The organism is Rathayibacter sp. SW19 (assembly GCF_030866825.1).
Taxonomy (GTDB): Bacteria; Actinomycetota; Actinomycetes; order Actinomycetales; family Microbacteriaceae; genus Rathayibacter_A; species Rathayibacter_A soli.
The window spans coordinates 1,077,752-1,092,483 of sequence record NZ_CP133020.1 but is presented as its reverse complement, the minus strand read 5'-3'; the positions used below and the strand labels follow the sequence as shown (position 1 = coordinate 1,092,483).

Below are 14,732 nucleotides of genomic sequence, written 5' to 3'. Positions count from 1 at the left end.
TCACCACCCGGGTCACCGCACACCGCCGCCGCGCACCCGGTACAGCACTGTTGCGTGCGCCGGCACCACGGCGGTAATCGCGTCCGTTGTCGTCGTGACCTGCTTCGACCAGAGGTCGGTAAGTGTGAGCGAGCCCACCGCGGACCGGATGCCGACGGCGGTGGCCGTGGTCGACATCCGCTCAGTGTGGTCGCTCGAGTTGAACAGGGCGACGGCCACGTCGCCGCCGACCAGCGGTTTTGCAAAGACGAACAGTCCGCCTCTCGACGTGAGCAGACTGCCCTGCAGGCCGAGCGCATCCTGATCGACGGCGATGACATCGGCATTCGTATAGATCGCAAGGGTCGCGGGAGACGCGGAGCGCAGATCCGTACCGGCAATCAACGGCGCAGCCATGATCGCCCAGAGCGAGAACTCAGATCTCTGCTCCGTCTCGGTCATTCCGCCGTTGCCGACCTCGAGCATGTCGGGGTCGTTGAACGCGCCGGGGCGTGCAGCGGAGGCAAGGGTCGCGTTGTGCTTCACGATGCTCAGCATGCTCGCGTAGCTGTCGGTGATGTCCCGGGTCGTGCGCCACATGTTCGAGATAGCGGGTGCCCAGCTCGGCGCGTCGCGCCAGCCCCACTCGCAGATCGAGTACACGATCGGGCGGCCGGTCGCCTGCAGTGCCTGCGCCATCGTCGTGTAACGCTCGAGGTAGCGGGCCTGCGTACCTGCGCGTTCCGACGGCGTGCCGCAGTTGTCGTATTTCAGCAGGTCGACGCCCCACGCCGCGAAATCGTTGGCATCGGTGGTCTCGTGGCCGAGGCTGCCCGGGAATTTCTCACACGTTATCGCGCCGGCGCTCTCATAGATGCCGAGTTTCAGCCCCATCGCGTGGACGGATGCCGCGACCGCCGCGATCCCGTCGGGGAACTTCACCGGATCGGGCACCAGATGACCGGCCGCGTCACGCCCCCGCGCCATCCAGCAATCGTCGATGTTGACATAGTCGTAGCCAGCCGCCTTCATGCCGTTCGCGACCATCGCCGCCGCGGTCTGCTCGATCAGGCGGGCGCTGACGTCGCAACCGAAAGCGTTCCAGTCGTTGAAACCCATCACCGGGGTGCGCGCCAGACCGTTGTCGATCGTCGTCGGCAGCGGCGTGCCCGATGCCTGCGCGGGCGTGACAGGCGCTGGCGTGACCGACGCGGCCGATGACGCGGGCCGCGGGGGGCCGGAGGACACGCATCCGCTCAATGCCGCGACGGTGGCGAGGCAGGCGACCGCAATGCATGCACGCTTCGCCGACGCGCGGCGCGCAGTCGGGCGAGTGCCGGCTCGCGCGCCGAAGCGGGTCAGAACCCGGTGTGCCGCACGCCCCACGCGACGCTCCAGGTTTCGCCCGGGGTGAGCCATTTCAGGTCGCGGCCCGTGTTCAGGGCGTTCGTCGGCGCCGTCATCGGCTCGATCGCGATCGCCACCTGCCCGGCCGGCAGGCTCTTCAGCTCGCGCGATGTGTACACCTGCACGTAGCGGAAGTGTTCGTCCGCCCACATCGACACCGTGCGGCCATCGGGGGCGGTCAAGGTCTGCTCCGAATGCCCGTCGACAAGCCCGACGTCGCCCCAGCCGTCGTCGAGGTGCAAGTCGCCGACGCGGCCGCCCGCTCGCAGGTCGAACTCCGTGCCATCGACCGGATGCTCACCGACCACATTGAGGCGGTCGTCGACCGTGAAGTGCGTCGCCGCGTTCAGCGTCAACGTCAGGTCTTCGGTGGGAACGTCACCGATCGTGAAGTACGGATGCGTTCCCACCGCAACCGGCGCATCCGCCGTTCCGACGTTGGTGATGCTGTGCGTCACGGTCAGACCGTCTTCGACCAACTCGTAGCGCACGCTTGTGTCAAGCAGGAAGGGGTAGCCGGACTGCGGAAACACGGTTGCCGCGAGCGTGACCGTCTCGTCGCTGCGCTCGGCCAGCGTGTATGGCGCGAAGCGAAGCAGCCCATGGATGGCGTTGGCGCGGTCCGGTTCGGTCAGGTTCAGCTGCTGCTGTTTGCCGTTCAGGGTCCACCGGCCGTCTTTGACTCGGTTCGGCCACGGCACCAGCACGATGCCGTTGCCAGACGGCGGGGTCGACTCCACGGCAAACGGCTCCGTCAAGTCGATGCCGCCGACGCTGTAGTGGCGCAGCCCCGCAGCCACCTGGGTGACGAACGCCCTGGCCTGCCCTGCGGCTGTTCGCCTAGTGAGTTCGAACTGTTCTCCGGTCGGTGCACGCATTGCTCTAGCCTATTGCGCCGCCATGCCGCCACGCGCTGGTCGAGTAGCACGCGAGCGCCAGCGAGCACGCGTATCGAGACCCCCGTCCCCCGCTGGTCGAGTAGCACGCGAGCGCCAGCGAGCGCGCGTATCGAGACCCCCACACCCGTCACGAGGTCTCGATACACTCGCTGACGCTCGTTACTCGACCAACGAGGGGCTGGCGCTCGTTACTCGACCAACGGAGTTACTCAGCGAGCGACGACCACGACCGCGGGGCCGGCGGCGGCTTGCAACGCCGCGAGCGCATCCGGATCTGCCGTGTCACCGGTGATCACGGTGTCGAACGCAGACAGCGGACCGATCCTCCCGAGTTGCACGGCGCCGATCTTCGACCCGTCTGCGACGACGACCGCGCGCGTCGATGCGGCGACCATCGCCCGCTTCACCTCAGCCTCCGGCAGGTTCAGGTTCGTGACGCCTTCGACGGCGTGCACGCCGTTGCAACCGATAAAAGCCAGGTCGACGTGCACCTGCTCGAGCACGACTGCGGCCAGCGGCGCGACCAGCGAATGCTGTAGTGGGCGCAACGTTCCTCCCGTCACGACGACCCGGAATCGCGGAATCGCGACCTCCAATTCGAGCGCGATGCTGAGCCCGTTCGTGATCACGGTCACGTCGTGCAGGTCGCCGCGCGCGACGAGTGCGCGGGCGACAGCGGCGGTCGTACTGCCGACATCCACGAGCACACTGGATCCAGACGTCACCAGGTCAGCCGCCGCAACGGCGATCAGCAGCTTCTCCTCCGCCGAGCTGGCCAGCGACCGCTCGAACGACGGCTCGACACTGTCGATTGCGACCGCCCCGCCGTGCACCCGGCGCAGAACTCCGGATGCCTCCAGCACCCCGAGATCACTGCGCACCGTCACCAGGCTGACGCCGAGTTCCTCACTCGCATCCACGACACGTACGAATCCACGCTCGGCGACCATGCGCGCGAGCCGCTCCTGACGCTTGTCCTGAGGAGGTCGCTCTGCGACCGTCTCGAAGGGCTTGTCCTGAGGAGGTCGCTCCGCTGATGCGCCCAACTCGTTACGATTCCTTTCGTAATCGAAAGCACGGTTTTCGCTATCGTAATACCATGCTCACCTCGGGGATCACCAAAAAGGTGTCGCAGCTTGCAGACGGTCGCGACATCATCTACTACGACGACGACGACTCCACGCTGCCGCCCGAGCGCTCGGCAGACCTGCGCACGCTGGAGCCGCGCCCGCTCACGGCGACGATGCGTCAAGATGTGCTGACCGGTGAGTGGATCTCCATCGCGGCGTCGCGGCAGAACAGGGTCGTGCTGCCGCCGGCTGAGTTGGACCCGCTCGCGCCGCAATCCCCCACGAACCCGTCTGAGGTGCCGAGCAACTACGACGTCGCCGTGTTCGAGAACCGGTCTCCGTCATTCGGTCCTGCCTTGGCTGGCGAGAACGCACCGCTCGGGCTCGAAGACCTCGGCGAATTGGGCATCGGCCGCACTCGCACCTCAATCGGCCGGTGCGAGGTGGTCTGCTTCAGCCCGGCAAGCACCGGGTCATTCGGCAGTCTGAGCCGCTCCCGCGCCCGCACGGTGATCGAGGCGTGGGCGGACCGCACCGCGGAACTGTCAGCTCTCGACGGCATCCAACAGGTCTTCCCCTTCGAGAACCGCGGCGAGGCGATCGGGGTGACCCTGCATCATCCGCACGGTCAGATTTACGCTTACCCCTACATCACGCCGCGCACGCAGCGACTGGTCTCATCGGTCGAGGCATACGGACCGACGCTTTTCGACGACATTCTGCGCAGCGAACGCGCCGCAGGGCGCCTGGTTCTCGCGGGCGAGCATTGGAGCGCATTCGTGCCGTTCGCAGCACGCTGGCCGCTCGAGGTGCACATGCTGCCGCACCGCCAGGTGGCCGACTTCACGGAGACGAACACGGATGAGCGCGACGAACTGGCCGTGCAGTACCTGCGGCTGCTTCGCGCGGTTGATGCGCTCTATGGCACGCCGACTCCGTACATCGCCGCCTGGCATCAAGCACCGATCTGGGTGCATCGCAACGACATCCGTCTCATGCTGCAGTTGACGTCACCCCGACGAGCTGCGGATAAGCTCAAATTCTTGGCCGGCAGCGAGGCAGCAATGGGCGCGTGGATCGGCGATGTACCGCCCGAAAAGCAGGCAAAACAACTGCGGGCCGCGCTGGCGAGGTCAGACGAGGAGAACCCGGTATGAGCGACGCGAACGAACCCTCTCTCGGCGACGCGGCGCGGGCCGGGTTCGAGCGCGTTTTCGATTCCGCCCCGCAGGGTCTGTGGGCCGCCCCGGGGCGGGTGAACCTGATCGGCGAGCACACGGACTACAACGACGGTTTCGTCTTGCCCTTCGCAATCAACCGTCACGCTATCGCGGCACTGGCTGTGCGAGACGACCGTCGAATCCGCGTCGCCAGCGCATTCGCCGACGACGCCGTCGAAATCGAACTCTCCGAGATCGGGCCGGAAACGGTCAGCGGCTGGTCCGCGTACCCACTCGGCGTCGCCTGGGCGCTCGGGCAGGTCGGTGCGGATCTGGCCGCCGTTCCCGGCTTTGACCTGTTTCTCGAATCGGATGTCCCCATCGGTGTCGGTCTGTCCTCATCCGCCGCGATCGAGTGCGCCGTAGCCGTCGCACTGAACGATGCCTGGCGGCTCGACTTCGACCTCAACACGCTCGTCACCGTGGGCCATCTCGCTGAGAACGAGGTGGTCGGCGCACCGACCGGCATCCTCGATCAGTCCGCATCGCTACTGGGCAGCGCCGATTCTGCGATCTTCATCGACTGCCGCAGCCTGGAATCCGCGGTGATCCCGTTGGGGCTCGATGACGCCGGCCTGGCGATCCTCGTGATCGACACCAAGGTCGAGCATGCCCACGCCGACGGCGACTACGCCGCACGCCGCGCCTCCTGCGAGGCCGGTGCGAGAGCGCTTGGCGTTGCGTCCCTGCGCGATGTGTCAGTTGCCGAGCTCATGCACGCGCGTGACGTACTCGACGGTGAGACGTTCCGGCGGGTGCGTCACGTCGTGACGGAGAATCAGCGGGTTCTCGACACCGTCAGGCTGCTCCGTGAGCAGGGCCCCGCCGCGATCGGCGACCTGCTGGACGCATCGCACCGTTCATTGCGCAACGACTTCGAGGTGTCGGTGCCCGAACTGGACCTCGCCGTAGAAATCTCACAGAACTTCGGCGCCCTCGGCGCACGGATGACCGGCGGCGGTTTCGGCGGGTCCGCGATCGCGCTCGTTCCCAGCCACCTGATCTCACACGTGCAAGCCGCCATCGATGGCGCGTTCGCCGAGCACGGCTACGCCCAGCCGGACATGTTCGTCGTGCGAGCCGCTGACGGAGCACGCCGCTTGGCGTGACGCGGTCGAGCCGCCGCTGCGAGACGAGCCTGATCGGCATCCGCGCGCCAGTGGTCTGCGATGCGCTGTTCTGCGATGCGTTGTTCTGCAAGGCGTTGTTCTGCGATGTGTTGCGCCCGCGCGCGTCGTTCCGTTTCCAGTTCGTTCAATCGCTGCTGAGCGTACAGTTCCGAGTACAGCATCTGACTGTTCACCGCTTTCGAGGTCGGGGCTGTCAATTCGTTTGACTAAACTCAGCCTGTCCTCTAAGGCCCCAACCGGTCATTGGGTGAATTCCTTATCTTTCCTGCCCTCCGGTGCCTGTGCCTTCATTCGGAGTGCGCGAAGTGCTGGAATGGCAAGGGATTCCGACACAACGAGCACTATGAATGGCACAGAGGCATCGCCAGCCTGTTACGGAACGCGCACTCACCACCCGCGGGCGCCGATCACAGACCCGGCCGATGGCGCAGGAAGTCGTCCACCTCGGCGTGCGTAGGTGCCGTTGGGGGGCCGCGGCGCGTGACCGCGAGAGCCGCAGCGGCATTCGCGCTGGCAAGTTGGAACCGTTGCTGCGGCCATTGCGGCAATACCTCTCACGAACCCGAAGGTCTGCGAGTCGCGAATACGGTGCGGAGTTAGTTCACGTTAGATCTGGGGATCGCTTCGCTCAAATGCTGATAAGAACGCACCGATAGCTCCTTGCGCTTGAGCCTGGAGGGCTGCAATGTCTGTCGTCGAGCCGGCGGCTCGCGCTTCGGCGGCATAAATGCGAGCACCGTTCGAGTGCGGTCCGTCGAACCGATGACACGCGCTAATTACGTCTTCGCGCGGGTTTCGAATCACCGTAAGTCCGGGAACGCAAGCGCTGGCGACGGCCATCGCAACGGCGTCCGGTCCCTCGGCGCGGACCGCATGGATCACAACGAATGCGAAATCATAGAAATCCTTCCGCAGGTCGCGCCGCACGATCGCGCCTGCTTTCGCGGTGAGGTAGCCGCCGACCCCTGCCGCGCGAGCTAGTCGGCCACCCAACTCGATTACGCGCGCGTCTTTTAACGCCGGCCCTGGTCCAGATAGGTTCATCGCAGTCAGGTCACGAGTGCCCGGAAGGTTGATCTCCGATTCGAGGTTGTCGGGAACGTCGACCAGGAATTCCACAATCACTGGCGACTGGTCGACCTCAACAATCCACCGCCAGCTGATATTCGGCTTTGCCTTGACAAATTCAGCCTTCTTGAGTGCAGCCTCCAGCCAGGAATAGTCTTCATCGTCTCTGTCGTATTCGAGTGCGAGCGACAAAAGCACATCCACATCGAGGGTCCCTTGGTGCGGTTCTGACGACTCAACCAGCGTGTCAGGGATAAGGCCACCAATCAGGACCAACTCCTGCCATTTGTCACCGCAGGCATCAAGTAACTTGTCGAACGCTTGCTCAGCAAGCTCGCGACCTTCGCGGCTGCGGGGTGAATGTGGAGGCACGTTAGAACCTTAGGACAGTCTCTCTCAGGTGGACGGCCGCTTCTGGGCCCCGGGCGTCCTCGACAAGTAGGTCTGAGTACACACGGACGGGCGAGACGAGGCGGAGCCCATTGCGCGAAGAGGCCGCCGCCAATACCGCGCCATTGGTGGAAGCGACTTCGACAGTCGACTCCGCCGCGAACGCCGTAACGCCGGCTGCCTGCAAGCGGCGCTGCCGAGCGTTGACATCTAAATCGAGTTTCACGTAGCAGCGCAGACGCGGCACTGCCGTGGAGAACGGGGCGAGCATGTCGGCAGCGAAACGCCCACCGAAGGCCACGTCATGGCCGAGTTCGCTCTGGATCGCCCTTGCGGTTTGCGTTGGGTCGCCCCAGATCGACGAGTAACCGCTGATGCCAGTGGATCGCGCAGCCTGTCTCGCCCACGAATCCAGCATCAGTCCCGGCTGCGTCAAACGACGGGTAGCGGTTCTACCTCGACCAACATCAGCCGTAGCCCACCCGAGTCGTGCGAACTCTCTTACGGCTGTCGATACCGTACCAACCGAGAGTTCTGTACGGTCTGCCAGTTCGCGGACCGTCGGAAGCACTGGGTTCCGAAACTGAGCAAATCCGGTCAGAATCGTCTCCGCGATTGTCTCCAAGGAAGCTGTCCAACGCGGGAATTTCGTGCCACTGTCCTGCAGAGAGGCCGGGGGCACCGCTTCACCATCGCGCTCCACCAAGATCGATCCCACATGCAACTGCGCTGCGCCCGACATCGTCACCCAGCTGATACCTCGAGCGTTCAGGATGTCGCGGCCTCCTGGGGACAAGGAATATGCGGCGACGACCAGCGGGTATGAGCCAACACGCGGCGCTGCGGCCCTTTCCACATCACGGGGAAAGCCGTGACCCGCCCAACGAAGATCCACTTTGAGCGGTGCGCCGTCCCCGAATTGAATACTCGCGTCTGCAGCGCTATCTCCTGAAGCTATCAATTCGATCCGCGCCTTGGGAACGGCTTTGCGGAGAGCTGCTATCGCTAAACGTTCAACTTTGGACATATGTTCACTGTACAGTGATCAATAGCCTTTTGCTGAACATTAATCAATGCGCGTCGTGTTAATGAGGCGAATTTCAACTGACTACTTTCGAACCGGCACCCCATGAAGGCCGGACCTCAGGGACCTCTTCCGCTCCCGGTCCCTTCGGGAGGTCTCCACGAAAGGACGAGCGAGTCAAATGCGGGCAAATTGTGCGCAATTCGTCGATTCCGCCGTTGCTCGCACTATGAATGGCACATGGGCTTCGCCACCCAGTCACTGAGCGCACACATGGTACGCCAATGCCGCTCGCAGACCCGCGGATGCCGATCACCGACCCGCGGACGCGGACCACAACGGAGGCCGACGCGCCAAGAAGTCATCGAGCTCGGCGTGCGTCGGCGCCGTAGCGGGGCCGCGGCGGGTGACCGAAAGAGCTGCGGCGGCATTCGCGCGCCGTGCCGCCGCATCTGGGGACAGCCCTGCGGACAGAGCGGCGAGGAACGCTCCTACGTGCGCGTCACCAGCGCCATTGGTATCGACCGCGGCGACCGCAAAGCTCTGGGACAGACGAGGCAGCTCACCCGGAAGCACGAGCAGACAGCCGCGCGCGCCGAGCCTCACCACGATGCCACACCGCGGTGATCGGGCGACCAACACTTCGCTCGCAGTACCGGCGTCTTTTGTGCCGGTCAAACGCAAGGCTTCGCGCTCGTTGCAACTGAACCAATCGGCTCGTTCCAGCACGGCATTCAGAATGTCCGGTGCGATGTCGTGCCCGAGCGGGCCCGGGTCGAACAGAACGCATGCCGAATCGGGAATATGCCCAAGCCATTCGGCGATCGCGCTGGCATTCGGGTCGCGCAGTAGACCGTATCCCGAAGCGACGACGCTGTCTCTACCGCCCACTGAAACAGCCGCAAGCCGCTCGTCGGTGAGCGTTGCCTCTGCACCGACGACGGTCACGAACGTGCGCTCGCCGCCAGCATCCGTAAGCGCGATGTCGTAGCCGGTGTCAGACTCCGGCGTCGGCTGCAACAGCACGCGGATGCCTTCGGTCGCCATCGCCGCGCGCGCCAGGTCGCCGAACGGCCCCGTTCCGTGCGCGCCCGCATACGCGGCGGGCAGGCCTTGGCGCGCTGATGCGACCATCACGTTGAATGCGCCGCCAGGATGCAGCCCTTCCGCGTGCGCGATCACGTCGCCACCGCGCTCAGGCAGCATGGGCACGGTGGCAACGAGATCGATCACAACGTTGCCGGCACAGATGAGCCGCGGTACGTAGACCGAGTGATCTGCGGGGCCGGCCACGCGGCCCGGCGCATCGGCGGGTTCGAGGCCGGGTGCATCGGCGGGCTCACTGCCCTGCCCGCGGCCAGGCGCATCGGCGGGTTCGAGGCTCACCTCAGCTCCAACAGCTGGCGCGCCAACGGCGCGAGGTCCAGCCCGTTCACCAATCGCACCGTTTCCACAGCTGCCTCGGGCAGACCGCGCATCCCGGAACACGCTCCTGCAACCGCGCCGACCATCGCGGCGATCGTGTCGGTGTCGCCGCCGAGCGAGGCCGCGGCGCAGCAGGCTTTCCATGGGTCGGCACCGAAGAGCGCGAGAACGCCGAAGGCCGCTGGCACAGACTCCTGCGTTGCCAGGCTCGTTCCCACCAGTTCGGTGATGTCGCGCAGCGAACCCTGCGAGTCATCCGGTCGCGCCAGTGACACAGCCCACTCGATGCGACGCGAAACGTCGGCCCCGGCGATCCAGTGCCCGCGCTTTCCACCGACCGCAGCCGCACGGATCGCGATTTCGATGCCCTGCGTGACGGATGCGCCGTCGATTCCCGCGCTCACCGCCGCCGCCACCGCCGCCGCTCCGGCGATCGCGATCGATGTGTTGTGCGAGACCAGACCGGCTTCGGCGACGAGGTCCACGAGCGCACTCAGCTCGTCGGCACCCGGGCGTTCGTCGGCACGCGGGCCTGGGTCGGCACGCGGATCCTCCGCAACACGTGGGTCATCCGCCGCCCGCAGATCGTCCGCGACACGTACGCGCCGTACAAGTCCGACCGGCGTCACGCGCATGGCTGCGCCGTTCGTCGTGCCGAATCGGCCGGCCTCGGTGGCCGGTGTGCCCGCAACGACAGCGGCGACGGCCGCCTTCGTGGACGGGCCGAGCAGATCGAGCGAACCCCGTGCGCGCATGTCGTCTTCCCACTCGACGAGCGACCGGGCGAAGCCTGCGGGGTCCACGTGCCCGCCGCCGGCAACCAGTGCGCGCGCCAGCAGGAGAGCCTGCTCCGTGTCGTCCGTGATCCGGCCGGCCGACATCCCTGCCGCGATCGGATGATCGGCATCAGCCGCCCGAAATCCATCGATCACGCCGAAGTGCTCCCGAACCTGCTGCGGCGACATCAGCTGCGTCGGCATGCCGAGCGCATCGCCAATCGCAAGCCCATATAGTGCCGCCGTTGCCCGGTCGAGCCTACCCGCCAAGGAGCCCTGCCTTGCCGATGAGCCCTGCCCTGCCGATGAGCCCCGGCCCACGGCCGAGCCGCCGCCCGCAAAGGACCGCGCGGTCACGCCGAATCCGCGAGCACCTGGTCGACCGTCACGATCTCGATCAACGGGCCGTAGAGCGCCATGGCGTCGAGCGCGCGCTGGTGGTCGGCGGGACTGACCCCGGCGCAGGCATCCGATACGACGCGAACGTGCACCCCGGCATCCGCTGCACCGAGCGCGGTCGAGAGCACGCAACAGTCCGTGGAGACCCCGGCCAGCACCATCTCCGTGCTGCCGTGCATTGCCGCGGCGAGCTCCTCACCCCACTTGCCGAACGTCGTGCGACTCACGATCGAGTGCCCGGCTGTGTCGAACTCGCTCGTCACGTCGTACAGCGGGTCGTCAGCGGGCACCAGGGCGAAGGACCAGTCCTTGTAATACGGCACCCACGACCCGACAGGATGCTCCGGCGCGATGAAGCGTGTGTAGATCACCCGGTCTGCGAATCGCGGCAGCAACCGGCGGATGCCTGCGGACGCATCCCCGTAGCCCGCGCTCGACCACGGGCTCGACGGATCGCCGAAGATCGTCTGCATGTCGATCGCCACCAGCCACGGCGTGCCATGTGCTGAGTTCTGGGCCACGGTCGTTACGCCTGCTCGGTCGCGGCACCCACAGCATCCGGAACCGCTTCCTGACGACGGATGGTGCCTCGCCCGAAGATGATGACGGCGAGGAAGCCGATCACCAGGGCGACGAGCACACCCAGGTTGGCGAACGCCCACGCGCCGGTGCGTCCGCCGAGTCCGAACGGTTCGAGCAGATAGCCGAGCCAGTCCAGCCAGTGCGCATCGGTGATCGGGTTGGTGATGAGGCCCCAACCGACCGCCGTGCCGACGATCAGTGCGCCGACGGCCAGCGCGTTCACGCTGCCGTAGCGGCCGCGCGGGTTGAACAGATCCTTGTCCGCGTAGTCACGGCGACGCAGCATCATGTCGGCCAGGAAGATGCCGCACCATGCCGCGATCGGCGTGCCCAGGGTGATCAGGAAGCCTTGGAACGGCCCGATGAAGCTGGAGGAGAAGAACACGATGAACACGGCGCCGATGATCATGATGACACCGTCGATGCCCGCAGCCACCGGGCGCGGAATCTTCACGCCGGCGCTGAGCAGGGCGATGCCCGACGAGTAGATGTCAAGCACGGCGCCGCCGATCAGCCCGAGCACCGCGACGATCGCGAACGGGATCAGGAACCAGACCGGCAGGATGCTCGTGAGTGCGCCGATCGGATCGTTCGCGATTGCGCTGTTCAGCTTGGTCGACGACCCGGCCAGCAGCAGACCGAAAATGACCAGGATAACGGGGGCAAGTGAGGAGCCGAACGTGGTCCAGCCGACGACCCCGCGGCTCGAGGATTTGCGGGGCAGATAGCGCGAGTAGTCCGCAGCAGCCTGCACCCAGCCGAGCCCGAATCCGGTCATCATGAAGACGAATCCACCGATCAGCTGCTGGATGTTGCCATTGGGCAGCGCGCCGACTTTCGCGAAGTCGATCTGATTCCAGACCAGGATGATGTAGACGATCGTCAGGATGCCGGTGACGATCGTGATGACCACCTGCATCCGCATGATGACGTTGAAGCCGAACACGCCGCCGCCGATCACCAGGAGCACGACGACGATCAGCGCGATCACCTGGGTGAGAACGCCGCCGCTCCCACCGAGCTCTTTGAAGACGGTCGAGGTCGCCAGCACCGCGAGCGACACCAGCACGGTCTCCCAGCCGACGGTGAGCAGCCAGGAGATGATCGACGGCAGCCTGTTGCCGTTCACGCCGAACGCCACCCGGCTCAGCGTCAGCGTCGGGGCGGAGCCGCGTTTGCCTGCGAGCGAGATGAAACCGCAGAACAGGAAAGAGACGACGATGCCGACGACGGCGACCAGCGTCGCCTGCCAGAACGAGATGCCGAAGCCGAGTAGGAAGGAGCCGTAGCTCACCCCGAGCACGGAGACGTTCGCCGCGAACCACGGCCAGAACAGGCCGCGAGGTTGCCCGACGCGTTCAGATTCGTGGATCGAGTTCAGCCCGTTGATCTCCACCCCCAGGCCGGTCGCGGCCGGTGCAGTCGATCGATCATCGGTGGTGGTCATTGCAACTCCCGTTCAGCGGCCGAAGCCTGCTCCGTGCTCTCACGGCATGCTCGAACGGTATCGACGCTAAGCGCTGCGCGTCAAGGTGTCAGTACGTTCTACCACCCGGGAGAATGACGGGAGGCCTCGGTGGTTTGCTGAAGTCGAAGTCGCTGTACAGATTGCCGAGCTGCGGATTGTTCTCCCGCACATCGGGGCGCGGGTCGGGGCGGCCATCCGTTTTCGGGTCCAGTCGCTGGCCGTTCAGAAAGTCGTCCTCGATGAACTTGACATAGGCATCGTGGCTGAGCGTCTGGTGGTCGATGTAGCCCGCCTTCGCGTACGGGCTAATCACGATGCCCGGCACGCGCAGGCCGTACCCGTTCTGGTCGACGACCGGCGGTTTGACGTGGTCGTAGAAGCCGCCCCAGTCGTCCCAGGAGAGGAAGATCGCCGTGCTGTTCCAATCCGGGCTCCGCATGACCGTGTTGATCAGGCCGGTGACGTAGGCCTGGCCGGCGCTGACCTTGGCAGGCGGATGCTCGCTGACCGCATCGGTCGGATCGATCCAGCTGACCGCGGGCAGCGTTCCCTTCTTCGCCTGGGCGTAGAAGTTCGTCAACGACTGGATGTTGCCCAGCTGACCGTCTTGCCGCACCGTGTCGAAGTACGGCAGGGGGTTCCAGATGCCCGGCGTCTTCGCGTTCTGCTTCACCGGCGCGCAGGTCATGGCCGAATCGTTCTCACAGTCCGGCTCGGTGCCGTTGAATACGTAGTAGCCCCACGACACCTTCTGCTTGTGCAGCAAATAGGTCAGATCGGTCCAGGCGTAGTCGGGCGGAGCCAGTTGGTTGGATGCCGCGATCAGCTTGTTCTTCAGCGCTGCCGGCAGGCTCGCGTTGTCGATGGCGCTCTGACAGCTCGCATACGAATCGGATGCCGCGCACTTCTGCTTGATCAACGCGTGCAGTTCTGCGGCCATGGTGGGTGTGATGCCATCCTTGGCCAGCTGCGCCTGGCAGGCTGGCTTAGCGACGCCGCCGCGGCACGCGCCGATCAGGTTCTTCTGCAGAGCGGTGCGGAAGTCCGGCGGGTTGCCGGGGCTCTCCAGCGCGCTGACGCAGCTGGACGGATCGTCGGCGACGCTGCACTTCGCGGACCACTCGGAGACCATGTAGAGGTGCGATGGCAGGCTCCAGGATGCGTTCGATTCGAACAGGTGATCCTGCAGCACGAAGTCTTTTGCATAGGTCCAGTAGTTCGGAATGTCCGCGCCAGTTTTGTAGCCCATCACGTCGGTCGTGCCGGTGCTTGTCGTGCCGGTGCTTGTCTGGCCCGCGCTCGTCTGGCCCGCGCTCGTCTGGCCCGCGCTCGTGGTGGCCACGTTGCCGCACAACGGCGCGTTCGGCGCGCACCCCTTCTTTTGGGCGGCTTCGGCCTGCGCTACGAAGCCATCCATCTTGCCGCCGTCGACGTCTGCCACGGCACTGCTCGCGCCGTGCGGGCCACCGGCGTTCACATCCTGCGAGTCGTGGAACGGTTTGACACACGATCCGCTCTGCGGGTCAGGCACGCAGGCCGTGGGCACCCCGTTCGCCATGGGGATGCCGTCTGCACCGGGGAACGTTCCGAAGTAGCTGTCGAACGACCGGTTCTCCTGCATGATCACGATGACGTGCTTGATGGTGTGGATACCGGGTTCCGCGGCGGTCGCAGCGGCGCCGGATGCAGCATCCGCCGCGCTCGTGCTGCCGAACGCCAGTTGCGCCTGCGCGAGGCCCAACGACGCGACGACGGCAATGATGCCGACGACCGCAACGGCAGACATTGCGGAGACGGCTTCGTGCTGCGCCGACCAGCGCCGCATCCGGTGCCTCAGGTTCGCGAACGGCGCTGTCCCACGCCGATCCGACCGCTCCGCCTTGTTCATCGTTGGC

The 14,732-nt window shown here is 65.6% G+C and carries 11 protein-coding genes; 2 read left to right on the top strand and 9 right to left on the bottom strand.

The window, feature by feature from the left end:
* Positions 1–12: 12 nt before the first annotated feature.
* From QU604_RS04950 to QU604_RS04940, 3 genes are all read right to left on the bottom strand, one after another.
* The gene (locus QU604_RS04950) at positions 13–1,227 is read right to left on the bottom strand and encodes a glycoside hydrolase family 27 protein (protein WP_308467683.1); all 1,215 of its coding nucleotides are present in this window, start codon (positions 1,225–1,227) and stop codon (positions 13–15) included.
* 110 nt (positions 1,228–1,337) lie between these two features.
* The gene (locus QU604_RS04945) at positions 1,338–2,264 is read right to left on the bottom strand and encodes an aldose 1-epimerase family protein (RefSeq protein ID WP_308467682.1); all 927 of its coding nucleotides are present in this window, start codon (positions 2,262–2,264) and stop codon (positions 1,338–1,340) included.
* A gap of 230 nt (positions 2,265–2,494) precedes the next feature.
* The gene (locus tag QU604_RS04940; protein ID WP_308467681.1) at positions 2,495–3,331 is read right to left on the bottom strand and encodes a DeoR/GlpR family DNA-binding transcription regulator; all 837 of its coding nucleotides are present in this window, start codon (positions 3,329–3,331) and stop codon (positions 2,495–2,497) included.
* Positions 3,332–3,384: 53 nt separating this feature from the next.
* On the opposite strand from QU604_RS04940, the gene galT reads away from it, so the two are divergent.
* Complete coding sequence (gene galT, locus QU604_RS04935) at positions 3,385–4,512, top strand: galactose-1-phosphate uridylyltransferase (RefSeq protein ID WP_308467680.1); 1,128 nt, start codon at positions 3,385–3,387, stop codon at positions 4,510–4,512.
* Positions 4,509–5,684: a galactokinase gene (gene galK / locus QU604_RS04930; protein ID WP_308467679.1), complete on the top strand. Its 1,176-nt coding sequence runs from the start codon at positions 4,509–4,511 to the stop codon at positions 5,682–5,684. Before galT ends, galK begins: the two co-directional genes overlap by 4 nt.
* A 627-nt stretch (positions 5,685–6,311) precedes the next feature.
* On the opposite strand, the gene QU604_RS04925 is transcribed toward galK, so the two are convergent.
* The 6 genes from QU604_RS04925 to QU604_RS04900 form a co-directional block, all read right to left on the bottom strand.
* Positions 6,312–7,145, bottom strand: coding sequence for a hypothetical protein (locus QU604_RS04925; RefSeq protein WP_308467678.1), 834 nt, complete (start codon positions 7,143–7,145; stop codon positions 6,312–6,314).
* Between the two features lie 1,354 nt (positions 7,146–8,499).
* The gene (locus tag QU604_RS04920) at positions 8,500–9,573 is read right to left on the bottom strand and encodes a PfkB family carbohydrate kinase (protein WP_308467677.1); all 1,074 of its coding nucleotides are present in this window, start codon (positions 9,571–9,573) and stop codon (positions 8,500–8,502) included.
* The gene (locus QU604_RS04915) at positions 9,570–10,745 is read right to left on the bottom strand and encodes an ADP-ribosylglycohydrolase family protein (protein ID WP_308467676.1); all 1,176 of its coding nucleotides are present in this window, start codon (positions 10,743–10,745) and stop codon (positions 9,570–9,572) included. Before QU604_RS04915 ends, QU604_RS04920 begins: the two co-directional genes overlap by 4 nt.
* Positions 10,742–11,308 (bottom strand): cysteine hydrolase family protein, encoded by a 567-nt coding sequence (locus QU604_RS04910; protein ID WP_308467675.1) that lies wholly within the window; start codon positions 11,306–11,308, stop codon positions 10,742–10,744. Before QU604_RS04910 ends, QU604_RS04915 begins: the two co-directional genes overlap by 4 nt.
* A 5-nt stretch (positions 11,309–11,313) precedes the next feature.
* Positions 11,314–12,816, bottom strand: a complete 1,503-nt coding sequence (locus tag QU604_RS04905) for a purine-cytosine permease family protein (RefSeq protein ID WP_308467674.1) — start codon at positions 12,814–12,816, stop codon at positions 11,314–11,316.
* An 88-nt stretch (positions 12,817–12,904) separates the two neighbouring features.
* Positions 12,905–14,725, bottom strand: a complete 1,821-nt coding sequence (locus QU604_RS04900) for an alkaline phosphatase family protein (protein WP_308467673.1) — start codon at positions 14,723–14,725, stop codon at positions 12,905–12,907.
* Between the last annotated feature and the right edge of the window lie 7 nt (positions 14,726–14,732).

Excerpts from the sequence above, each read along its gene's own strand:
- QU604_RS04900 (WP_308467673.1), bottom strand. The coding sequence starts at position 14,725 with ATGAACAAGGCGGAGCGGTCGGATCGGCGTGGGACAGCGCCGTTCGCG.
- galK (WP_308467679.1), top strand. The coding sequence starts at position 4,509 with ATGAGCGACGCGAACGAACCCTCTCTCGGCGACGCGGCGCGGGCCGGG.
- QU604_RS04945 (WP_308467682.1), bottom strand. The coding sequence starts at position 2,264 with ATGCGTGCACCGACCGGAGAACAGTTCGAACTCACTAGGCGAACAGCC.
- galT (WP_308467680.1), top strand. The coding sequence starts at position 3,385 with ATGCTCACCTCGGGGATCACCAAAAAGGTGTCGCAGCTTGCAGACGGT.
- QU604_RS04905 (WP_308467674.1), bottom strand. The coding sequence starts at position 12,816 with ATGACCACCACCGATGATCGATCGACTGCACCGGCCGCGACCGGCCTG.